The 24,144-nt window shown below is 40.3% G+C and carries 20 protein-coding genes; 17 read left to right on the forward strand and 3 right to left on the reverse strand.

All coding sequences use genetic code 11. From position 1 onward, the window contains the following. Positions 1 to 7 precede the first annotated feature (7 nt). From B9T36_RS01070 to purD, 6 genes are all read left to right on the forward strand, one after another. Complete coding sequence (locus B9T36_RS01070) at positions 8 to 895, forward strand: bile acid:sodium symporter family protein (RefSeq protein WP_086207748.1); 888 nt, start codon at positions 8 to 10, stop codon at positions 893 to 895. Positions 896 to 1,004: 109 nt separating this feature from the next. Beyond that, complete coding sequence (gene prmA / locus B9T36_RS01075) at positions 1,005 to 1,907, forward strand: 50S ribosomal protein L11 methyltransferase (RefSeq protein WP_086207749.1); 903 nt, start codon at positions 1,005 to 1,007, stop codon at positions 1,905 to 1,907. Positions 1,908 to 1,925: 18 nt separating this feature from the next. Next, on the forward strand, positions 1,926 to 2,825 hold the full coding sequence (locus B9T36_RS01080; protein ID WP_086207750.1) for a DUF3426 domain-containing protein: 900 nt from the start codon (positions 1,926 to 1,928) through the stop codon (positions 2,823 to 2,825). A gap of 381 nt (positions 2,826 to 3,206) precedes the next feature. Continuing rightward, a complete protein-coding gene (gene fis, locus B9T36_RS01085; RefSeq protein ID WP_001086304.1) occupies positions 3,207 to 3,476 on the forward strand; it encodes a DNA-binding transcriptional regulator Fis in 270 nt (89 codons plus the stop codon). 91 nt (positions 3,477 to 3,567) lie between these two features. Then, complete coding sequence (purH, locus tag B9T36_RS01090) at positions 3,568 to 5,142, forward strand: bifunctional phosphoribosylaminoimidazolecarboxamide formyltransferase/IMP cyclohydrolase (protein ID WP_086207751.1); 1,575 nt, start codon at positions 3,568 to 3,570, stop codon at positions 5,140 to 5,142. A 149-nt stretch (positions 5,143 to 5,291) separates the two neighbouring features. Next, entirely contained in the window at positions 5,292 to 6,575 is a 1,284-nt protein-coding gene (gene purD / locus B9T36_RS01095) for a phosphoribosylamine--glycine ligase (RefSeq protein ID WP_086207752.1), read from the forward strand. 50 nt (positions 6,576 to 6,625) lie between these two features. Here the strand turns inward: purD and B9T36_RS01100 are convergent, their stop codons facing one another. Continuing rightward, positions 6,626 to 7,714 carry an AraC family transcriptional regulator gene (locus B9T36_RS01100; RefSeq protein ID WP_086207753.1) on the reverse strand — a complete coding sequence of 363 codons (1,089 nt, stop codon included), beginning with the start codon at positions 7,712 to 7,714 and terminating at the stop codon, positions 6,626 to 6,628. Between the two features lie 201 nt (positions 7,715 to 7,915). Here B9T36_RS01100 and B9T36_RS01105 point away from each other — a divergent pair, with 201 nt between their 5' ends. From B9T36_RS01105 to B9T36_RS01150, 10 genes are all read left to right on the forward strand, one after another. Next, a complete protein-coding gene (locus B9T36_RS01105) occupies positions 7,916 to 8,806 on the forward strand; it encodes a 3-hydroxyacyl-CoA dehydrogenase (protein ID WP_086207754.1) in 891 nt (296 codons plus the stop codon). A gap of 674 nt (positions 8,807 to 9,480) precedes the next feature. After that, positions 9,481 to 10,356 (forward strand): MetQ/NlpA family ABC transporter substrate-binding protein, encoded by an 876-nt coding sequence (locus B9T36_RS01110; protein ID WP_086207755.1) that lies wholly within the window; start codon positions 9,481 to 9,483, stop codon positions 10,354 to 10,356. A gap of 73 nt (positions 10,357 to 10,429) precedes the next feature. Beyond that, positions 10,430 to 11,455 carry a methionine ABC transporter ATP-binding protein gene (locus B9T36_RS01115; RefSeq protein WP_086207756.1) on the forward strand — a complete coding sequence of 342 codons (1,026 nt, stop codon included), beginning with the start codon at positions 10,430 to 10,432 and terminating at the stop codon, positions 11,453 to 11,455. Next, positions 11,452 to 12,147, forward strand: coding sequence for a methionine ABC transporter permease (locus B9T36_RS01120; protein ID WP_086207757.1), 696 nt, complete (start codon positions 11,452 to 11,454; stop codon positions 12,145 to 12,147). The genes B9T36_RS01115 and B9T36_RS01120 overlap by 4 nt, the downstream gene beginning before the upstream one ends. Positions 12,148 to 12,245: 98 nt before the next feature. After that, positions 12,246 to 12,875 carry a hypothetical protein gene (locus B9T36_RS01125; protein WP_086208235.1) on the forward strand — a complete coding sequence of 210 codons (630 nt, stop codon included), beginning with the start codon at positions 12,246 to 12,248 and terminating at the stop codon, positions 12,873 to 12,875. A 182-nt stretch (positions 12,876 to 13,057) separates the two neighbouring features. Continuing rightward, positions 13,058 to 16,627 (forward strand): DNA polymerase III subunit alpha, encoded by a 3,570-nt coding sequence (gene dnaE / locus B9T36_RS01130; RefSeq protein ID WP_086207758.1) that lies wholly within the window; start codon positions 13,058 to 13,060, stop codon positions 16,625 to 16,627. A 34-nt stretch (positions 16,628 to 16,661) separates the two neighbouring features. Continuing rightward, the gene (locus B9T36_RS01135) at positions 16,662 to 17,510 is read left to right on the forward strand and encodes an RNA methyltransferase (RefSeq protein ID WP_086207759.1); all 849 of its coding nucleotides are present in this window, start codon (positions 16,662 to 16,664) and stop codon (positions 17,508 to 17,510) included. Next, positions 17,503 to 18,312: a serine O-acetyltransferase gene (gene cysE, locus B9T36_RS01140; protein ID WP_086207760.1), complete on the forward strand. Its 810-nt coding sequence runs from the start codon at positions 17,503 to 17,505 to the stop codon at positions 18,310 to 18,312. The genes B9T36_RS01135 and cysE overlap by 8 nt, the downstream gene beginning before the upstream one ends. Before the next feature lie 123 nt (positions 18,313 to 18,435). Further along, on the forward strand, positions 18,436 to 19,338 hold the full coding sequence (locus B9T36_RS01145) for an ABUW_2363 family tetratricopeptide repeat lipoprotein (protein ID WP_086207761.1): 903 nt from the start codon (positions 18,436 to 18,438) through the stop codon (positions 19,336 to 19,338). Positions 19,339 to 19,470: 132 nt separating this feature from the next. Next, positions 19,471 to 21,477: an esterase/lipase family protein gene (locus B9T36_RS01150; protein WP_086207762.1), complete on the forward strand. Its 2,007-nt coding sequence runs from the start codon at positions 19,471 to 19,473 to the stop codon at positions 21,475 to 21,477. A 132-nt stretch (positions 21,478 to 21,609) separates the two neighbouring features. Here B9T36_RS01150 and B9T36_RS01155 read toward each other — a convergent pair whose 3' ends face one another. Next, on the reverse strand, positions 21,610 to 22,362 hold the full coding sequence (locus tag B9T36_RS01155; RefSeq protein ID WP_086207763.1) for an SDR family oxidoreductase: 753 nt from the start codon (positions 22,360 to 22,362) through the stop codon (positions 21,610 to 21,612). Between the two features lie 125 nt (positions 22,363 to 22,487). On the opposite strand from B9T36_RS01155, the gene B9T36_RS01160 reads away from it, so the two are divergent. Beyond that, complete coding sequence (locus B9T36_RS01160; RefSeq protein WP_086207764.1) at positions 22,488 to 23,384, forward strand: LysR family transcriptional regulator; 897 nt, start codon at positions 22,488 to 22,490, stop codon at positions 23,382 to 23,384. Between the two features lie 58 nt (positions 23,385 to 23,442). Here the strand turns inward: B9T36_RS01160 and B9T36_RS01165 are convergent, their stop codons facing one another. After that, positions 23,443 to 24,144 carry a response regulator gene (locus tag B9T36_RS01165; RefSeq protein WP_086207765.1) on the reverse strand — a complete coding sequence of 234 codons (702 nt, stop codon included), beginning with the start codon at positions 24,142 to 24,144 and terminating at the stop codon, positions 23,443 to 23,445.

A 24,144-nucleotide genomic window follows, 5' to 3' on the forward strand; every position in this document is an offset into this window, starting at 1 on the left:
TAAGCGAATGGATTCTAGTATTATTACCATTTTTTTACCTATTGCACTTGCTATTGTTATGGCAGGTTTAGGTTTAGAGTTAACCCCAAATGACTTTAAGCGAGTTAGCAAACATCCTAAGGCTGTTCTTTTGGCATTGTTCTGTCAGCTCGTCATTTTGACCAGTATCGCGTTTGTCATTTGTAAAGTTTTGACATTACCCCCATTACTCGCAGTTGGACTCATGCTACTCGCAGCTTCTCCAGGTGGACCAACAGCAAACTTATTTAGCTATTTATATAAAGGAGACATTGCTCTCAATATCACCCTCACCGCAGTTAACTCAATTATTGCTGCATTCACCTTACCTTTAATTGTCAACTTTGCAATTCAACATTTTATGAATGATGGTCAACATGTGGGCTTACAGTTCTCTAAAGTCATACAAGTCTTTCTTATCATTATTATCCCCGTGTGCTTAGGGATGCTGGTTCGGTATTTCAGACCTGAACTCGCCGATAAACTAAATAAACCCGTTCGAATATTTGCTGTGGTATTTTTAATCATCATCATTATTGGCGCGGTGGCTAAAGAGCGAAGCAATATCATGCAATATATTGGTGATGTAGGCCTAGCTACTGTTCTGTTCTGCATCTGTAGTTTAGTTATCGGTTATTTTGTTCCTCGTCTTTTTGGTATCAGTAGTACTCAAGCACGTGCTTGTGCCTTTGAAATTGGTATTCATAACAGTACTCTTGCCATGACGATTGCACTGACGGTAATGGCGAGTACGACCATTGCAATGCCCGCAGCTGTTTATTCTATATTTATGTATATCTTTGCTGCTATCTTTGGAACATTGCTCAACCGTTATGCTCCTTCCGTTCAACCCAGTATAGAACAAGCCCCAAATTAATGTTGTGCATAAGGATGCTTCGGCATCCTTTTTTATTTTGAGGAATGCTGTCGAACTGCGCACCGTTCCGCTACAATATTTATTTATACATAAATATTAGGTTATTCCTGTGAAGTGGTTACAAATTCATATTACGGTTGATCAAGCGCAAGTCGATTTTACTGAAACCCTTTTAGAATCGTTGGGTGCAGTCAGTGTCACATTAGATGATGCAGAAAACCAAGACTTACTTGAACCACTTCCTGGTGAAACACCACTTTGGAATAAAGTTATTGTAACGGGTATATATGCGCAAGAAGACGACGAAGAAATTGATGTAAACGCATTAGAAACTTTTATTCGTACTCAAATGCCTGATGCACCGATGCGTAGCGAATTTCTTGAAGATCAAGAATGGGAACGCACATGGATGGATGCCTACGAACCAATTCAAATTGCTGACAAGTACTGGATCGTTCCTGAATGGATGGACGCACCAGAGCCTGATGCGGTCAACATTAAACTCGATCCAGGTTTAGCGTTTGGTACAGGTAACCATGCCTCTACATTCCTTTGCCTTCAATGGCTAGGTAAAACCGATGTTAAAGACAAAATCGTGATCGACTACGGCTGTGGTTCAGGTATTTTGGGTGTTGCCGCTTTATTGTTAGGTGCAAAGAAAGTCTACGCAACCGATATTGATCCGCAAGCTGTTTTAGCTACGGAACAAAATGCACTATTGAATGGTGTTTCTGAAAACCTATATGTCGGCTTACCAGATGAGTTCAATTTAGAGCTAGCTGACCAAAAAGCAGATGTTTTTGTTGCCAACATTTTAGCAGGGCCTCTCATGATGTTAGCGCCACAGTTCGCAACTTTAATTAAATCTGAGGGAGAGTTCGCACTTGCAGGTGTAATTGAAGAGCAAGTTTCTGATGTTTCTAGTGTTTATTCTGAATTTTTTGATATATTAGAGGTCGAAAAACGCGATGAAAACTGGTGCCGAATTTCGGGTAAACGCCACACCCTTTAAATGAACCACTAAAACACTATGAGCGACAAACAAACATCTTGCCCAAAATGCTTAACTATCTATAAAGTAAGTGTTGCACAACTGACCGTTGCACAAGGTATGGTTTGTTGCCCAAAGTGCTCAATGACCTTTAATGCCCTTTCACATTTGACGACGGGTCATGCGGTTAATGAGAATGAGGAAAAAGCGTCGAATTTGAATAACTATTTAGAGCCTTCAAATCCAGCGCTTTCATCCACTCATATCGACAGTATCCATTTTGATCTATCACAATCTGCTGCTCTTTCGATGACCACAGCGAACTTGCTCGATATTTTCAATTTGAAAATTGAACATTCCAACATTGATCTCAAAACCTATTTAAATAATTTAAATTACTTTAGTACCGATCCAATTGGTAACTATCCTGCGATGAACTTAGCTGAGCATAGTCCAGCTAAACCGCCAAAACGTCCCATGTATTATGTGCTTTGGGGAATGATCAATTTTGGTTTATTGGCACTATTGTGCTTTCAATATTTATGGTTTAACCCACATATCATTAATAACAGCCCAGCATTGGGTGCAACATATAACAAAGTTTGTCTTGTACTGAATTGTAGTAGCCTTCAGGAACGCTACAGCCTCATCAGTATTAATAAGTTAAAAGTTAAAAGTACAGGCTCACAGGAAACCCAGTTTTCAGGGGAGCTCATCAACTACCATGAAACGAGCTTACCTTTGCCGATCATCAAAGTGATCTTAAAAGAAGATGGTGAAATAGATTCAACTTATCAATTGCATTCCAATGACTATTTGATCGACAGTCTAGTTGGAATTAAGCGGATTCCTAAAAATAGTCCATTCAAATTCAAATTTAGCCTGCCAGTAAGCCGTAAAAGCTTCAATCATTACAGTTTAGAAATAGTCCAGCCCTAAAATTTAAAAAAAATGTAAAAAAAGTGAAAAAAAATGCAGTTTTCTTGCTCACTTTTTCTTAGACAATGGTATGATACGCGCCACGAAAGCTTAGTGCTGCAATCTCCTCAGTCTTTTAATACAAATAGAACATCAGCTAAAATACGCGTTATCCAAATATCGCGTATCGAGCAGATTTTTTTTGTTTAAAAAAGGTCAGTAACAAATATTTAACTATTGTTACGCTTATATTTCGACCAACTTAGCGATATTGTGGCATGCTAAATGTACAGTTTTAGAACTACTCGTTTTAGGATCTAAAACGAAGTTCATTTTAATTTTAGACCACTTTATATATGTCACTTTACCCAAGTGATATTTAGATTTTTCGGATTAATTCGCATGAATAGCAAATCTCCTATTTTTACTGCACAGTCTGATGTCGCTCTTCGTATTCACGTAGATCGCGCAGTTCGCCACTATTTTGCACAATTGCAAGGCGAGCAACCATCTCAGGTCTACGACATGGTGCTAGCAGAAATGGAGAAACCTCTTCTATCTGTAGTTTTAGAATATACCCGCGGTAACCAAACACGTGCTGCGGAGATTCTAGGTCTTAACCGTGGCACTTTGCGTAAAAAGTTGAAAGCTCACGGTTTAATGAGTGAATAAATGATAAAATGCTTGCGGCTTCCGCGGGCATTTTTTTTACCTGCTATTTTTGGCTTTTTTGTTTTAATTCTTGATAACTGTGACGAAGATCATGACCATTAAACGCGCTTTAATCTCTGTTTCCGATAAAACTGGCATTGTTGAGTTCGCTCAAAACCTTGTAGCTCTTGGGGTAGAAATTTTATCTACTGGCGGTACATATAAGTTGTTAAAAGACAACAATATCGCTGTAGTCGAAGTTTCAGAGCATACGGGTTTCCCAGAAATGATGGATGGTCGTGTAAAAACGCTACACCCGAAAATTCATGGTGGTATCTTAGCTCGTCGCGGTCTAGACGAAGCTGTGATGGCTGAACACAACATTGATGCGATTGATCTTGTGGTTGTGAACCTTTATCCATTTGCTGCAACTGTAGCTAAACCAAATTGCTCACTTGCAGATGCGATTGAAAATATCGACATTGGTGGCCCAACTATGGTTCGCGCTGCAGCAAAAAACCATGCGTCTGTGGGGATTGTAGTTAATGCTACAGACTACGACACTGTTGTTGCTGAGCTAAAAGCAAATGGTGCTTTGTCTTATGAAACTCGTTTTGATTTAGCCGTTAAGGCATTTGAGCATACAGCACAATATGACGGCATGATTGCTTCTTACCTAGGCGCTCGTGTAGGCAAGGAAGAAGGTCAAGCAGACAAGTTTGCACGTACTTTTAATACACAGTTAAATAAAGCTCAAGACTTGCGTTATGGTGAAAACCCGCATCAATCAGCAGCATTCTATGTAGAAAGCACAGCAACTGAAGCTTCTGTTTCAACAGCGAAACAACTGCAAGGTAAAGAACTATCTTATAACAACATTGCAGATACAGATGCCGCACTTGAATGTGTGAAATCATTTGCAAAACCTGCTTGTGTTATTGTTAAACACGCAAACCCTTGTGGCGTTGCGGTGTCTTTAGATGGTATTCAAGCAGCATACGACTTGGCTTATGCAACTGACCCTGAATCAGCTTTTGGCGGCATCATTGCATTCAACCGTGAATTAGACGTTGCAACTGCACAAGCCATTGTAGATCGTCAGTTTGTTGAAGTTATCATTGCACCGAGCATCGCTGAAGGCGTGCTTGAAGTCACTGGTGCAAAGAAAAATGTTCGTGTACTCGTTTGTGGTGAATTACCAGCAATTGACGCACGCCAAGCTCAACTTGACTATAAACGCGTCAATGGTGGCTTATTGGTTCAAGACCAAGACTTAGGTATGATCACCAAAGATGACCTAAAAGTTGTGACCAAACGCGCACCAACTGAAGCTGAAATTGATGATTTGATCTTCGCTTGGAAAGTTGCGAAATACGTGAAATCAAATGCCATTGTTTATGCTAAAGGTCGTCAAACCATTGGTGTAGGCGCAGGTCAAATGAGCCGTGTTAACTCAGCGCGTATTGCTGCGATTAAAGCGGAACATGCCGGTTTAGTGGTTGAAGGTGCGGTTATGGCATCGGATGCATTCTTCCCGTTCCGTGATGGTATTGATAATGCAGCGAAAGCAGGCATTAAATGTATTATCCAACCGGGCGGTTCTATGCGTGACGAAGAAACCATTGCTGCTGCGGATGAAGCAGGCATTGCGATGGTCTTTACTGGTATGCGTCACTTCCGTCATTAATTGATTAGAAGTCATATTTATTAATCCCCCTAAATCCCCCTTTGTAAAAATGGGGACTTTTCACGTAAGAAACCTTGGTTTTCATGCGTGATCCCTTCCCTTTTTTAAAGGGAGGACGGGAGGGATTCTTTTCTTTGAGGGATTTTTAGATGAACATTTTAGTTTTGGGTAATGGCGGTCGTGAACATGCATTGGCATGGAAAATCGCACAAGATGAGAAAGTTGCAAAAGTATTTGTAGCTCCTGGTAATGCAGGAACAGCAACAGAAAATAAATGTGAAAATGTTGCGCTCAACATTTTAGACAACCCTGCAATTATCAACTTTGCAAAAAATAATGCGGTAGATTTGATTATTGTTGGTCCAGAAGCACCACTTGTAAATGGTGTAGTGGATGCTTGCCGCGCGGCAGAGCTTCAAATTTGGGGCCCAACTCAATTTGCTGCTCAGTTAGAAGGCTCGAAAGCTTTTGCTAAGCACTTCTTAAAACGCCACAACATTCCTACTGCGTTCTACGATGTATTTACTGAAGTCGATGCAGCGAAAGCTTTTGTTGAAAAAAATGGCGCACCGATTGTGATCAAGGCTGATGGTCTTGCTGCGGGTAAAGGCGTGATTGTAGCCATGACCAATCAAGAAGCTTTTGATGCAATTGATGATATGTTAGCGGGCAACAAATTTGGTGATGCAGGTTCCCGTGTTGTAATTGAACAGTTCCTTGCAGGTGAAGAAGCCTCTTTCATTTGTATGATTGATGGTGACAACATTTTACCAATGGCAACGTCACAAGACCATAAGCGCATCTTTGAAGGTGATCAAGGTCCAAACACAGGTGGTATGGGCGCTTACTCGCCTGCTCCTGTGGTGACTGCCGATGTCTTTGACAAAGTCATGAAGGAAGTGATGCGTCCAACAGTTGATGGTATGAAAGCCGATGGTCATGTCTATACAGGCTTCTTATACGCAGGCTTGATGATTGATGATGCGGGTCAACCACGTGTGATCGAATTCAACTGCCGTTTTGGTGACCCTGAAACTCAACCGATTATGATGCGTTTACAATCATCTTTGGTTGAATTAGTAGAAGCAGGTATTGCAGGAAAGCTTCCAGAAGAAGCACAGTGGGATGACCGTAAAACGGTCGGTATCGTACTGGCATCTAAAGGCTACCCTGAAACATCAAGCAATGATGATGTGATTTCAGGTTTAGATACACAAATGACCGATGCTAAAGTGTTCCATGCTGGCACGAAGGCCAATGAAAATGGCGAGATCGTGACTGCTGGTGGTCGTGTACTCTGCGTAACTGCGCTAGGGAATACAATCGGTGAAGCACAAGCCAAAGCTTTAGAACTTTGCCAAAAAGTAACTTTTGAGGGTGTTCAATATCGTAAAGATATTGGTTACCGCGCGATTGCTCGTGAAAATGCTTAATTTCAACTGAGTCAGTTAAGTTAAAAACCCGCATAATAATGCGGGTTTTTTTATTGATCTTGATTTCTCAGCTTTTTCAACTGACGCGGTGCCACACCAAACCAATTTTTACAAGCACGACTTAAAGCAGATTGTTCAGAAAAACCCAATACTGAAGCAATTTGGCTCATTGATGCTTTTGAGTCGGCTAAATATTGTAGTAATAATTGCTGTCTAAGTTTATCTCGGATCTGTTCGAAACTTGTGCCCTCTTCATCTAATTTACGTTGTAAGCTTCGCGGGTGCATCGCAAGCATACACGCAATATCCGTTTTATTGGCTTTAGGTCCAGACAAATGAATACGTATCGCATGTTGTACGCGATCACTCAATGAACCCTGATGACTGCGAAAGCTCCGCTCAAGATAACTATCCACAATTTCACGTAGACCATGATCAATACTAGCCAAAGTAATATTCAACATATCTTTATGTAAAAATAAGGCTGCATGTTGTTGGTTCTCAAGCACATCTGTATGAAAAAAACGCTTATACGTACTTAAAGGCGCGATTGGACTATGTGGTAATGTCACCTTCAGTGGCTGATATTGTTCACCACTTAAATAGCGCATAACACGATGACATACGGCAAGCCCAAGATCCATAGACTGGCGTTTACTCAAAATAGGAGTCGAATCATTTAGCTGTATATCAAAAACGATTGCAACAATATCCGCATGTGGCTCAAATAAATCGGCGGCAATGGCTTCATTAATATATAGCCGCAATGCCGAACCATGAAGAAACAATAAATCTGAACTGTACTTAATCACTTCTCGCAGTGTAGAAGCACTCTGTAAAATTAGCCCGAGCACACCTAAAATACCAATGTCTTGATACTGGGAAATACGTAAGCCAAAATCAGGACAATGGGTCTGCTGTGCACTATCCTCTAAAAGCTGAATCATTGCAGCGTGTGATATCCACGCATTATCATCTTGTAATTGCCCAAGTTGAATACCATATTTTTCCAATAACGGTATTGGGTCTATTCCCAATTGTTGCATAAGATCCAAGTATCCCCGTAAACCGGAACTATGCACCATGTCATCATGGATATTTTTATGGCGTAAAACCGCGAGCGAATCTTCCTGATTCATTCCAACAATTCCTGTCTCAACAAGTCAAAAAATAGACTCATTCTGTCAAGTTAACATATAAATGTCTCGGCAGAATAGCTCCAATGAACATTTTATTGCTTCATTGATACTGTATATCAAGCAAATAAAATATTGTCCTAAAAATGTAGCTCATGGATATGAAAACTACATTCATCATTAAAGACAAAAAAGGAAAATAGAATGAATTTTAAAAATGTCACTGTTGCAGGTAGTGGTGTACTCGGCTATCAAATTGCATTTCAAACCGCATTTCACGGCTTTAAAGTCAGCGTTTATGACATCAATGATGAAGTGCTTGGCAAAGCCAAAGCCAAATTTTTTGAATTATGTGAATGCTATAAACGTGATCTCAATGCAACCCAAGATCAACTCGACAATACATTTAACAATCTTAGTTATCATTCGAACCTTGCCGAAGCAGTCAAAGATGCAGACCTTGTGATTGAAGCTGTACCAGAGGATCCAGCTATTAAACGGGATTTTTATGAAAAATTAAGCCAAGTTGCACCTGAAAAAACTATTTTTGCAACCAACACGTCGACGTTATTGCCAAGCGAATTTGCTGAAGTGACTGGACGCCCAGCAAAGTTTTTAGCCTTGCATTTTGCTAATATGATTTGGGTGAATAATATGGCTGAAATTATGGGACATGCATCTACAGATCTTAGCGTCTTCAACCAGTTAGTTGAATTTTCCAAAGCGATTGGAATGTTACCACTGCCAATTTACAAAGAACAATCTGGCCATCTCCTCAACTCAATGCTGGTTCCGTTTTTAATTTCAGCACTAGATCTTTGGATCAATGAAGTGTCTGATCCACAAACCGTAGATAAAGCATGGATGAAGTCATTTGGTTCACCCAAAGGTCCGTTTGCAATCTTAGACATTATTGGCATTAACACAGTATATAACGTTGCAAAATTGCATGCCGATACCAACCCACTGATGGCACGTCTCATGGATCGACTGCAAACAGAATTTATTGAGCCTGGTCACCTCGGTATGCCAACAGGACAGGGTTTTTATAGTTATCCGAATCCAAATTATGAATCTAAAACCTTTTTACAGTAATTTGAGTTTTTAGCCTTAACCGCCTATGGCTATTCTAGGATAGTCGTAGGCAATACCAACGAATATGCTCGATTCTCCTGTCTTCACTACTATCTAATAATAAATAGCGATAGGCTCAGTTTTTGCATTGACTCAAATACTCAAACAAACCTAATCATAAGCATTGAACTGCTTACATCTTTATCATTTCATCTGATTCAGCCTTTCAATCGCAAAAATATCCGTATTTTCGTCCGAGACTTTATTCAGCTTATATCTATTTTTTGTATTTAGTTTAGATAAAATCTTATAAAGAACAAAATTTAAACAAACCATTATTTTTTAATAGTTTAATTAAAAATAATATATTGTTTTCACTATAAAAATATAAAGTACCGCGCCATTGCTAATCTTAAAATCAGATAAGTATTAAATTTTTATGCTCTATATCGAATATTACTTTGTTGATATGATGTGCAAAATTTAACGATTGAGCATATATGTTACTCGTTATTTGAAAAGCATCATTTTTTAAATATGAAGGAAACATATACGACTGATATAGCATTGCAAGCTTGCAAAACACACATTACAGTCTTATGCATCAAATCAGGAATGTCTGATTTAAAATCAATTGATCTCTCTATAGTTCAGGTAAGTGATACCTCATTTGGATACTTACTCGGGAAGAAAAAATGAAAAAAATTCTAGGAATTGCACTGGGTTTATCTGTTGTTTTAACAGGTTGTAGTAAACCTGAAGCACCTGCAACAGATGCAACTAAAAAGGATACAGCAACCACTGCTGAGCAAACAGTAACTATCGCATCGACAGGGTCTGATGCGGACATTTGGCGCTATATTGCAACTTTGCCAGAAACCAAAGAAGCAGGTTTAAAATTAGACATTAAAAACTTCACTGACTATGTTGCAATGAACACTGCTGTTGCAAACAATGAAGTCGATGTCAACGCATTCCAATCTTATGCTTATTTGGTTGCCTACAACGAAGCAAACACAGCGAAGATTGCTCCGCTTTCTACCACCTACCTAGAGCCAATGGGTATTTACTCAAGCAAAGTAAAAACACTGGCTGAATTTAAAAATGGTGCAACGATTGCGATTCCAAATGACGGTGCGAACGAATCACGTGCATTGTTATTATTACAATCTGCGGGTCTTGTGAAGTTAAAAAATGACTTTGACTTTGTGAAAGGTACATCTCAAGACATCGTTGAAAATAACAAAGCACTTGTCATCAAGCCTATTCAAATGGCAACGGCTGTACGTGTGAAAGACGAAGTTGATGCAATTGTGTTGGGGAATACCCTTGCAATGGAAGGTGGTCTAAACGTATTGAAAGATGCGATTTACTATGAGCCAATCGACCAAACCACGAAAATGAACGTCAACGTTCTTGCTGTGGCTGAAGCGCGTCAAAACGACCCTGTACTGAAAAAAGTTGGTGAGCTTTACCATGTCGCTGCAGTAGGCAAATATGTTCAAGAGCATTTTGGTGGCACAAAAATTGATGTGAACAAGCCAGTAAGCTACCTTACTCAAGCTAAATAGTAATATAATCAAATCAACGAAACAGGCAAAGTCTCTTTGCCTGTTTTTTCATTTTTGTGTAGTTTTTGACGATATGATTCAATTTAAAAACATTTCAAAGCACTATCAGCTAAAAGGCCAAACCATTCCTGCACTGGACCAAATCAATTTGGACATCCCAGAAGGCAGTATTTTTGGCATTATTGGCTATAGTGGTGCAGGTAAAAGTACCCTCATTCGATTGATCAATTTACTTGAACGCCCAACCCAAGGCCAAGTAATTATCAATCAAAAAGACTTTACTGCATTAGATGCAAAAGCATTACGTCAAGAACGTGCAAATATTGGCATGATTTTCCAGCATTTCAATTTACTGCAGACCAAAACTGTTGCAGCCAATATTGAAATGCCAATGAAACTTTTAGGTTATAGCAAAGCTGAACGTGAAAAACGTTTAAATGAGCTACTTGAGTTTATTGACCTCAAGCATAAAAAAGAAGCTTATCCAGACGAGCTCTCGGGTGGTCAAAAACAACGTGTCGGTATTGCTCGTGCGCTTGCCAACCATCCTAAAATTTTACTTTGTGATGAAGCAACTTCTGCACTAGACCCACAAACCACCAAGTCGGTCTTAGACTTGCTCAAAAAAATCAATCAAGAGCAAGGCATTACCATCGTCATGGTGACGCATGAGATGGATGTGATTCAAAGCATCTGCTCACATGTGGCCGTGATGGAACTCGGCAAAGTAGTTGAAACAGGCAAAACGGTAGACTTATTTAGTCGCCCGCAACATGCAACAACACAGAATTTTATTCAAACCATTTTGCATCAACAGTTACCGATTAAACTGCTGAATAATTTGGAACATAAGCACCATCACAGTATTTATCGCTTACAGTTCCTTGGTCAGTCTGCACATGAAACTGTGATTCAAAATTTAATTAAACAGTTTGATATTAGTCTCAATATCCTATTTGCCAACATGATTGAAATTGATGGCAATGTGATTGGCCAAATGTTTGTTCAGTTATTAGGGGATGAAACTTTAATTACTGAAGCAGTGGAGTTTTTAAAACAGCATGGTGTGGCTGTTGAGCAATCAGGAGAACTGGCATGAGAGATTTAATTGTCCAGTGGTTAACTCAAATTACCGCGCCGTTTTGGAAAAGTTCACTATCTATTGATCAGTTCATTACCGCTTTGCAAGAAACCTTTCACATGGTGTTTTTTGCAATGCTATTTGGCTGTATTTGGGGCTTTATTCAGGCCATCATTTTATTGGTGACACGCCCAGATGGTATTTTGCCCAACAAAGCGATTTATCACATTCTTAACCCGATTGTGAATGCCCTGCGCTCTCTACCCTTTATTATCTTGCTCATTGCAGTTCTACCTTTAACTAAACTGATCGTAGGCACCTCGATTGGCACGTGGGCGGCAATTGTTCCTCTTACGATCTATGTTGGACCCTATATTGGTCGTTTGGTCGAAACGTCATTGCTTGAAGTGAATGAAGGAATTATCGAATCTGCTCAAGCAATGGGCGCAACGCCACTACAAATCATTTTTAAGTTTATTTTACCTGAAGCACGTAGTTCACTGATTTTGAACTTAACCACAGCCACGATTAGCTTAATTGGCGCAACCGCGATGGCTGGTGCAGTAGGTGCAGGTGGTATTGGTGACCTTGCTATTTCTTATGGTTATCAACGTTTTGATACTAGTGTTGTAATACTCACGGTGATTGTGCTGTTGATCATGGTACAAATTGTACAATCCGTTGGGGATTGGTTGTCTAAACTGCGTTAACAAAATTAAGCTCTCAATATTGAGAGCTTTTTTTCAGATTTAAATTTTATATAATGACAACACAAAGAATTCAAAATTACGACTTTAAAATCATCACCATGAAAACACCCATTTTATTTCTAAGTATAAGTCTTTTGCCGATACTCAGTCATGCAGTGCCAAATACGTATGACTACGTCACCAGTGTGAAAGTGAATCAGGTCGAACTGAATGCCCCTGTGACAGCACATCAAGTCAGTCAATTATTCGCTCAATCGAATGGAAAAGTCAGCAAACAATATGCCGAATGTACAGGTAACTATGAATACAGTACTGCAAATGCCCAATACAAAACCCTAAAGTTTGAGATTTTTAACGAAGATAATCCCAAGATTCAGACTGAAAAATTCTATAAAGACAAAGCGAATTTCAAACAACTCGGACAAATCAAAGGCCGTGTTTGGCTTGACTGGAAAAGCACTCAAGCGATGAGCGAAAACATACGCGTACAAAATATTCAGATCACGTCGAATTATACTTTGCAGCAATTTAAACAAGACTTTAAATACAGTGCACACGGCATGGCAGCATCAGGTGAAGCTCAAGTTCTGCTCTTACAGCCCAGTGAAATCAAAGCTTTTTTGAAAGAACCACAAGACTTTGCCCCACCCTACACGGCTTATCTCAACTTTAGTTTTAAAAATGGACGGCTAAACAGTTTTGCCATTCAGCAAGCGGTGGCCTGCTAAAATCTTTTTATGCCAAGAACAAGGACTGACATTGCCTTTTCTAAGTTGTTTTGAACTTACTGACAATAAAATATACAGTCCAAACGCTACATGCTATTAAATTTTGCCAATTCATTTGAATCGCACTCAGAATGAAGGCAGAGCATGTTAAACTATTTAGCGGTTTTTGCAGGGACTCACTTATGCACTTTGTACATCTTGGTATTCATACAGAATTTTCAATCACAGAATCAATTGTACGTATACCTGATTTAGTCAAAGCTGCTAAGGCAGAAGGTATGCCAGCCCTTGCCATTACTGACCTATCTAACTTACATGCTGCTGTAAAGTTTTATGGTAAATGCTTAGATAATGGCATCAAACCAATTATGGGTTCAGAAGTTCGTTTGAACGATGCTGAACATCGCGTAACTTTATTGGCGATGAGCAATGTTGGCTGGCGTAATCTAACCGAACTGGTTTCCGAGGGTTTTATCAGCGGTCAACAGCTTGATATTCCTTGCGTTGCAAAAGACTGGATTTTAGCGCAAAACCACGACCTGATTGCTCTACTTGGCATGCAATCTGATGTCGGCAAAATGCTCTGTACATCAAATCCGCAAAAAGCTGAACCTTTACTCGAAGAATGGATTGCAAAGTTCGGCAATCGTGTTTATTTGGCCCTATGCCGAACAGGCCGTTCAGGCGAAGAAGACTTCAACTATGAAGCCTTAAAACTGGCTAAAAAATATAATATAGGTGTAGTTGCGCACAACGATGTGCATTTCATGAAAGAAATGGACTTTGAAGCACACGAAGCCCGAGTCTGTATTGCCGATGGTTATGTATTAGGGGATAACCGCCGACCAAAAAATTACTCTCCAGAGCAATATTTTAAATCTGGCCAACAAATGGCGGAATTATTTGCAGACATTCCCTCTGCAATTGAAAATACTTATCAGATTGCCAAACGTTGTAACGTTACCCTGCAATTAGGTAAATACTTCCTGCCTGACTACCCTATTCCTGAAGGCCATACCATTGACACCTACTTTGCACATTTATCTAAAGAAGGTTTAGAAGAGCGTTTAGACTTTTTATATCCACCAGAAACACGTGATGAATACTGGCCTGAAAAACGTAAAGAATATGATGATCGTTTAGAGTATGAAATCGGGACCATTCTTAAAATGGGTTTCCCGGGCTACTTCTTGATTGTCATGGACTTTATCCAATGGTCCAAAGGTAATGGCGTGCCCGTTGGTCCAGGCCGTGGTTCAGGTGCAGGTTCGTTGGTTGCCTACAGCTTAAAAATTACAGATCTCGACCCTCTCCCATACGGGCTACTTTTTGAACGCTTCTTAAACCCAGAACGTGTTTCAATGCCCGACTTCGACGTCGATTTTTGTATTGCTGGTCGTGACCGTGTCATTGACTATGTGGCGCGTACCTATGGACGCGATGCAGTATCACAAATTGCCACTTTCGGTACCATGGCAGCCAAAGGTGCTATTCGTGATGTGGCACGTGTCTTGGGTAAATCCTATGGTTTGGCAGACCGAATCTCAAAAATGATTCCGACCAAACCTTTAGGTTTAAGCCTCGAAGAGTCGATTGAAGCAGAGCCACAACTTAAAGACATTGTCACCAATCCATCCAACCCAGACAATGACGATGCGGCTGAAATTTGGGAAATGGCATTAAAACTCGAAGGCATTACCCGTAACACAGGTAAACACGCAGGTGGCGTGGTCATTTCCCCGACTAAAATTACCGACTTTTCTGCCGTGCTGTGTGACGCAGATGGTACAGGCCGTGTTGCGCAGTATGATAAAGACGACGTTGAATCTGCTGGTCTAGTAAAGTTCGACTTCTTGGGTCTACGTAACTTAACGGTTATTGAAGATGCCGTGAAGAATATCAATAAGCGCATTAAGCTCGATGTGCCTTTAGACATTGCCTTCATTCCGCTTGACGACAAAGATGCATACCTCATCTTTGCCAATGCCAACACTACAGCCGTCTTCCAGTTTGAATCCGTGGGCATGAAAAAAATGCTCAAGGAAGCACGTCCAAGCAAATTTGAAGAAATTATCGCCTTCGTATCCCTTTACCGTCCGGGTCCGATGGACCTGATTCCGGACTTTATCCACCGTATGCATGGTGGTGAGTTTGAATATCTCCATCCCCTACTTGAAGGTGTACTTGAACCGACTTACGGCATTATGGTTTACCAAGAACAGGTGATGCAGGCAGCACAGTATTGTGCGGGCTATAGCTTAGGTGGTGCGGACTTACTACGTCGTGCGATGGGTAAGAAAAAGCCCGAAGAAATGGTCAAACAGCGCCAAATTTTCACGGAAGGTGCAGCCAAAAAAGACATTGATGAAGCAACTGCCAACCATATCTTTGACTATATGGAAAAGTTCGCAGGTTATGGCTTTAACAAATCACATGCCGCAGCTTATGCATTGGTTGCCTATCAAACCGCATGGCTCAAAGCGCATTATCCAGCTGAATTCTTAGCAGCAGTGATGTCATCGGAAATGCAAAACACCGATAACGTGGTGTTCTTGATTGATGACTGTCGACACAATGATATAGATGTATTGCCACCTTCGGTCAATATGTCTATCTATCAATTCCATGCTTCGGACGACAAAACGATCGTCTATGGACTCGGTGCAATTAAAGGCGTCGGTGAAGCCGCGATGCAGTCAGTCATTGACTCGCGTATCCAAGATGGGCCCTATCGTGACTTGTTTGATTTCTGCCATCGTATTGATCTGAAAAAAATCAATAAACGGACTTTAGAAGCATTAATTCGCTCAGGTGCTTTAGACTGCCTCGGCATTGAGCGCTCCAGTTTAATGGCGCAACTTCCAGAAGCAGTACAAGCGGCGGAGCAAGCTCGTTCAAACCGTGAAACAGGCATCATGGACTTGTTTGGTGAGGTTGAAGAAGTACAGCGTAAACCTGCCAAACCTGTGAAACCGTGGTCAGATGAAGTCCGTCTCAAAGGTGAAAAAGACACCTTAGGTTTGTATTTAACTGGTCACCCAATTGATGTATACCGTGCAGAGCTGAAAGCATTTATTCCAAATAAAATCAATGAACTCACCCCTACACGTCGTGGGGTAACCACTGTTTTTGCTGGTCTTGTAGTCGATGTAGCCAACTTTCCAAACCGAATGATGGTCACCTTAGATGATGGTACCTCCCGAATTGAAGTCTCTGCGAATCATGAACGCTTTATGCGTTTTAAAGACATCATTCAAAATGAAAAAGTGGTGGTGATTGAAGGTGAAATTTACGAGCGTGAAGGCTTTGACCGTCCAATGGGACGCTTGACCAAAGCATTTACCCTAAATGAAATTCGCCAAAAACGTGCCAACTGTATTCAAATTCGCCTTGACCCAACGCATAGTACGAAAGCACTGAACCAAGATTTGAAAAATATTGTTGCACCCTTCTGTAATGTCGATATGTGTAATCACATTCCGCTACAATTACTGTTGGACTACCCATATGCCACAGCTGAATTACACTTAGGGATCAATTGGAAAGTGGCACCGCTAGATGAACTGCTGTCTAAACTTCGTGACTATTTTGGTAAAGAAAATCTTCATGTGGAATATCAAGTCAAATCTAAAGCTGCCAAAGCGGTCAGCTATGAAGAAGCCAGACCCGTAGATGTACCACCGCCACCTGCGGATATGAGCATGGATGATGCCATGGACTTATATCAGGCTGAGGTCGGTCAGTTCTCTTAAATATTTTCAAATTTTAAAATTCATTGGAAAAATCATGAGCCAATTTGACAATGCCGCTGTTTCAGCGCATCTCTCCCATGTGCGTATTGTCATGGTCAATACTACACTCCCTGCGAACATTGGAAGCGCATTACGTGCCATGAAAACAATGGGACTCTCAAAGCTGGTTTTGGTTGCGCCAAAAACCTATCCACATCCCGATATTGATGCTTTAGCAGCGGGTGCAACTGATTTAATCGCGCAGATTGAAATTGTTGAAACCCTTGCCGATGCCATCAAAGACTGCCATTTAGTGTTTGGTACCAGTGCACGTAGTCGTACTATTCCTTGGCCTTTGCTAGACGCACGTCCTGCGGCAGAAAAATCAATTTCAGCAGTGGTGAGTGATCAACAAGAGGTTGCTGTGGTCTTTGGTCGTGAAGACCGCGGACTGACCAATGAAGAACTGGCGATGGCCAACTACCACGTTACTATTCCAGTCAATACAGACTATGGCGTGTTGAATGTGGCTCAAGCTATTCAGGTCATCTGTTATGAAATGCGTATGGCAACTTTGGCTGCTGTAGAAAGTGGTGAAGATGAAACTGCAACCATGCCTGTGACAGATACAGAGTCCATGCAGTGGGATGAGCCTTTGGTCACACATGAGCAAATGGAACAGTTCTATCCACACATTGAAAAAATGTTGGCTGAAATTGAATTTTTAGATCCAAAAAATCCACGATTATTGCCTTTACGCTTGCGTCGCCTTTTTGGACGTATACAATTAGATCGTATGGAATATCATTTACTTCGTGGTATTTTTAGTCGTGTACAAGCCTTAAATAATGGCACATGGAAAAAGTCAAATACGGATCAAATAGAGGATCAATCTAATGCTTAAACAGCTCAAAGAAGATGTACAAGCTGTATTCGCGCGCGATCCTGCAGCACGAAACACTTTAGAAGTTCTAACCACATACCCAGGTATCCACGCGTTGATCATGCACCGTATGGCGCATGAATTATGGAAAAAGGAATGTAAGGGCTCTGCACGCTTATTGTCTTCTTTCAGCCGTTTTGCAACAGGTATTGAAATTCACCCAGGTGCTAAAATTGGTCGTCGTTTTTTTATCGACCACGGCATGGGCGTTGTGATTGGTGAAACAGCTGAAATTGGCGATGATGTAACCCTCTATCACGGTGTAACTTTAGGCGGTACAACTTGGAATAAAGGCAAACGCCATCCGACTTTAGAAGACGGCGTAGTTGTTGGTGCAGGCGCTAAAATTTTAGGCCCCTTTACAGTCGGTAAGAATGCGAAAGTTGGCTCAAATGCAGTTGTGACAAAAGCAGTACCTGCCGATACCACTGCCGTTGGCAACCCAGCCCGTTTCATATCAAAAGATAAACCAAAAGATGAGGCTGAAACACATCGTCGTGATTATGCAGAAAGTATCGGCTTCCAAGCTTATGCTGCAACGCAAGACCAGTCCGATCCTATACTTGAAGGCATGCGCGTCCTGCTCGACCGTATTCAGTTGAATGAAAAACGTATGAATACCTTATGCCAACGTTTGTCGTTACTTGATCCAACCTTTAAAAAACAGCAACAAAATGAACAACCCTTTAGTGCTGAAGAACTGAAAATTTTGGAAGACGTTCGCCGTGAATGTGAAGCTCAAAGCACTCCATCAAATGATTAAACATGAAAAGTGTTCGTTTTTGAAAACCAGCCTATAGCAAGCCTTGCATGTTCCTCAGAGTTTTCTTAGACTGACGGACATGCCTTTTACACCACTTCTTAAAATAATGAATGGATGAATCTTATGATGCTTAAACCCTTAGCGGTTGCTGTACTTACAGTGTCGTTTTTAACAGCGTGTAGCACAACCCCACCGAAAAATAATAACAATACCATTGTGTTTACTGAGCCTGAATTAACTGCACCGTTTTACGCATTAAATCCATTTAACTATGATGCGCCTCCTCCGTTTGAAATTAATTTAAAAAAGGCTGCTTCACAACCTGTAACCAAGATGGAAGTGACACGTTCTGATGATCCATCGAAGAAAATGGTTTTAGACACCAATAAGTTGATTATTCCAACTGTTAACAGCAAAGAACGTCAGTTGAAATACGCGGTGCTGGCAGGTGACAACGAAGTCGACATCACTGAAATTGATGACTTCTTGCAGTTGGTTGAAGGTAAAGCACGCCATTACCCACCTCGTTTTACAGAGCGCCAAGAACGTAAGGGTTTTGAGTCAAAACTAAAAGAAGTGACCCAGCAGTTAGATACGTTGGCATCAAAAGACAATGCATCATTTGATGTACTCATTCGTGCATTCAAAGCTAGCGTTATGGCTCGTAATTTAGACTTAGGTTCCGTGTATACCACCAAATCTTTAACTTATGCTCAGCGTATTTTAAAGCTTAATCAAGAAGACCCTGAAGCAAACTTCTGGTTTGGTTTTGCCCTGTCTGAAGGGGGTGGTCAACGTGAAGCTATGCCGTATTTAGATAAAGCCATGAAGTCTGGTGTTCAAGAAGCTTATTTAGCGAGTGCAAATAACTACATCGCGATGGAACAGAAAAAGAATGCGGTGCAAACGCTGAAAAACTACAAGTTGAAATACCCTCAAGAAGCTGAAGTTGCAGATCGCTTGATTACTGAAATTGAAAAACAAGGTCGTTGGAATGTTTGGCAAGTATTAAATACGAGCAAATAATTCGCTACTTTTGTAACACACTCTAAAATAGACCGAACTTTTCGGTCTATTTTTTTTTGAGCGAATTGATAAATCCGAGAATTATCGTATGATTTAAAAAATTCAAAAAAATAGATCGCAGTAGACTCGTTTATGCCTAAATACATCCGTAGCACCTTAATGCTCACTGCTCTGATTTCTATCTTGAGTGGTTGCCAAGTGGTCAGTGTAAAAAATCAATCACTGAACGTCACCATTAATAACGAACGTGAAAGTATTTTAACGCGCGATAAACTCAGTGAAGCAAGTCTGAATGTGTTATCTATGACAGGCAGAGAAGCCAAAGTCTGTTCTGAACAGCCTGAGGAATGTGTGAACGAACTCAAACAAATTCCCCAAATTCAGGATGAGCAATTACTATCAACGGCAAGTGAACTTTATCTTGCCAAAGCACTTTCTTTAGAAAAATCATCGGCATGTAAAATCAGTATTTTGGCTAAGACGCAGTCAGAAGAAAAAAAGGCTGTTCAAAAGCAAAATTACCAAAACTGTTTAGATCAACAACTCGGCATGCTCGATAAAAGTATTCGCTATAGTTATGCTTATATGTTTAAAACTAAACGTGGCCCACAAGATCGAATTTTTGATAACCGTCAAGTACAACTTCGGGACTTTTATAACCAAGCAATTGCCAAACTAGTTAGTGCTTATGGTTTACGTTATGAGCCTTCAGATGTTACGACCCAAATCCAAGTCGGCAAAAGTATTTATCGCATTAATTTCGACAAATATTCCCTTTTAAAAAATCAAAAAATTGAACAACTCATGTCGACGTATAATTTGAACTTTTCAGGTTTGCGTTCAATTACCCGTCGAGATGGATTTGGTTCTGAGTTTTTAATTGTACTGCCTGCAGAACCTCACGACATCTCACCTGAAAAAACAAAATATATTGTTGATCCATTACATCATCAGTATACAAATGGCCATAATCCCAATATTCATAATGCTCGTTATTTAGCAGCGACCATCACAGCCCAACCTCGTTCTGCGGCAAGTGTGGATGAAATCTTAAATAGTCCAGAGTTTGAGATGACAGCCTATGATCCATATAAATATGAAACTGCTGAAATAGCTGGAAAGACTTATCCACTGGCAGCAAATTTTTCAGCACCATATGGCTTATGGCTGGCACAAAATAATCTAGGTAAGTCTGCTTATTTGTCACTGATAGATCGTGATGAACGCCTGACCATGCCTCATTTGTATATGCTTGAACCTTATAACCCGAACAAGAAAGTCATCGTTCTTATTCACGGTCTTGCAAGCAGTCCTGAGGCATGGATTCGTCTAACCAACGATGTAATGGGTGACCCTGTATTGCGTGAGCATTATCAAGTGTGGCAGGTTTTCTACTCCACAAACATGCCTATTCTGGAGAGTCGCTTTCAAATTTATGCAGTGATCCAACAAGCTTTTAGTCAAGTCGATAACAAAGCTTCTGCAAAAAAAGACGCAGTGCTGATTGGGCATAGCATGGGGGGCATTATTGCGCGGCTTTTAGTCAGTGATGCAGACTTAACATCTGCAGCAATCAAATTACTTCCAGATTGGCGCGCCAAACAATTTAAAAATGATCCATTATTTAAATCACGCTTAGATATTCAGCCAATTCCAAACTTTAGTCGTGCCATTTTCTTGGCAGCACCACATCGAGGAACAGAATTTGCTGACCGTTGGTTTACCCTTGCTGCGCGTAAAGTAATTAAACTACCAGGTGCTTTTTTAGGTGCATTAACTGATGTATTACAAAGTAGTGACCCTGATCTACAAGCATTTATCAAAGATATAGATAATGGGTTAATTCAAAATGGCCCAAGCGACCTCAGTAAAAACTCTAAATTTACTCAGTTAACTAAAAATATTGTTCCATATAAGGGGATGAAATTTCACAGTATTATGGGAAATATGACCAACAGTAATGATATCAATGTGATTACTGATGATGTCGTACCTTATACCAGTGCCCATCTGGATGGGGCATTGTCTGAGAAAATTATTAAAGGTGGACATTCTATTCAGGAAACCCCTGAAGCAGTACTTGAGTTGCGCCGTATTCTGCGGCTACACCTTACAGAATTGGGACTATATAAACCTTGATCATAAAAAGCCTAAACTTTTGTTTAGGCTTTTTTTATTTACTTCGTTTATATCAACAGTTGAGTCGTTAATAGGTACAGCCAACTACAATACTTCTCAACCCTTGTATTCGTGGGATACTACAATTTTTATTTAAACAATCCCACCATTGACCCGAAGTATTTGGGCATTGATCCAATTACTTCCTTCATTGACTGCAAAATCTAATACAGCAGCAATATCCTCAACTGTACCTAAACGCTCTAAAGGCGCCGCCTGAATTAGCCGTGCAATCAGTTCATCACTTTTCCCTTCGAGAAAAAGCGCTGTTGCTGTTGGCCCTGGTGCAATCGCATTCACCGTAATATTTTTACCTCTTAACTCTTTGGCTAAAATCGCAGTTAAAGACTCTATGGCAGCTTTTGACGCAGTATAAACACCATAAGTCTCAAGCTTCATACCCACAACACTGCTGGATAAGTTAATAATTTTACCGCCATGAGCCAAGCGCTTGGCCGCTTCACGCATGGTATATAATGGTCCTTTTAGATTGATTGCCAAAAGTTGATCAATCGTTTCATCATCCACGTCTTCAATTTTATTGAGTCGCATAATGCCTGCATTATTCATCAGCACATCCAGTCTGCCATAAGTCTGAATTGCATAATCAAATAACTGAGTCACTTCATCTGAATGGCTAATATTTGCCTTAAATGCTGTTGCTGTTCCACCATTCGCTTGAATTTTTTGCACCACAGCATTTGCCTCTTGATCATTATTGGCATAATTAATGATGATGCTATGTCCTTGCTGGGCCAATAAACTTGCTGTAAATGCCCCTATACCTCTTGAGGCCCCTGTAATTAAAATTACTTTTTTCTGTTTTTCTTGCACTGCTGTATTCATTGATGACCTCATCGAGTGAAACTTACCATGGGATACGTTCTATGATACTGTTCATAAATAGCAAGATAATCTAGCCAGTTCTGACATCTTTATCCGAATTAGCCGAACAAAGGATCTACAAAAAGATGGATAAGTTAAATGCGCTGTCTGCTTTTGTACACGTTGTAGAGCAACAAAGCTTTACCAAGGCTGCACAGATACTGAACTTACCCCGTTCAACTCTCACCGATGCCATTAAGCAACTGGAAGTACAGCTCAACACACGCTTATTATTTCGTACCACGCGTCAGGTACGAACAACTGATGAAGGTCAAATTTATTACGAACGTTGTAAGTATATCTTGGACTATATCAATGAATCAGATCATGATTTTCTCAATGCAAAACCTCAAGGAACCTTAAAGATAGAAGTACATGGAGTGTTTGCTGCGTATTTTATTTTGCCTCATCTGCATAAGTTTCAAAGTGAATATCCTGGCATTCAGGTACAACTGACAGAAAGTGACCGCTATGTCGATGTGATTAAGGAAGGCATTGATTGTGTTATTCGTATTGGACAACTGAACAAGAGTGAACTAATTGTAAGACACTTAGGTCATTTGCAACAAATAACTCTTGCGAGTCCAAGGTATTTGGAAAAGCACGGTACTCCAAATCATTTAGATGATCTGCATGAGCATTTTATGGTGGGCTTCTATTCAAGTGCACGCCAGAAACATCTGCCACTCGAATTTATCATTCAAAACAAAACGCAACTTTATGACTTGCCTTTCAATATTCAAGTCAACGGAGCAAATACCTATTCAGCCGCAGCCCAACAGCATTTTGGGATTATTCAAGTGCCTCACTATGCTCATATCAAAGTGCTAGAACAAGGATTGCTTTGCCGAATTTTAGAACACTATACTGTACCGTCTATGCCTGTGTCTCTGCTCTATCCGTCTAAAAGATTGGTTTCACCTAAACAAAAAGTCTTTATTGAATGGATATTACAATTGTTTAAGGATCATCCCATCGTATAATCTTGGGTCTTTTTATGAATCAATATTCAACCTAGATAAGCAAGAAAATACCAATACCTTATCTTTCCAAAAATCGTAACCCCACGCCTGCAATGGTAAAAATATATTTTGGAGTGATCGCAGAATCTCCAATTTTGGTACGGAGTTTTTTCACCAAGATTCGAAGATAATGGGTATCTTCTTCATGGCTAATGCCCCATAACTCGGTCATAATTTGCTTTTGCGTAACGATCTTACCCTGATGGCGAATCAATAGTGCTAACAGTTGAAATTCTTTTTTGGTCAGAATAATTTCTTCATTCGTGAACCTCACTACATGTTCAGCCACATCCACAGATAATTGACCATCATCAAATGCAATGTTCTGTTCAGACAGTTGTGGTTTATTGCGAAACATCACCCGAATACGGGCACATAATTCCTGAATGCTAAACGGTTTGGTGACATAGTCGTTTGCACCTGCATCGAGCAATTTAATTTTTTGATTTTCATCAGGACGGGCAGATAACACAATCACAGGAATATCTGACCATTGCCTCATCTCGGTCAACACCTGCTGTCCTTCCATATCAGGTAAACCCAAATCTAAAATCAGTAAATCCGCACCCCGTGTTGCCAAAATTTCTAAGCCTTTCATGCCATTTTCAGCAACATGCACCTGATAACCTTGCGCACGTAAAGCAATGTCCAAAAATTTTCGAATTTGAGGTTCATCATCAATAATTAAAATTGATGCATTCGGATAGATTGTTTGCGGCAT

The organism is Acinetobacter sp. ANC 4204, from assembly GCF_002135205.1.
Classification (GTDB): Bacteria; Pseudomonadota; Gammaproteobacteria; order Pseudomonadales; family Moraxellaceae; genus Acinetobacter.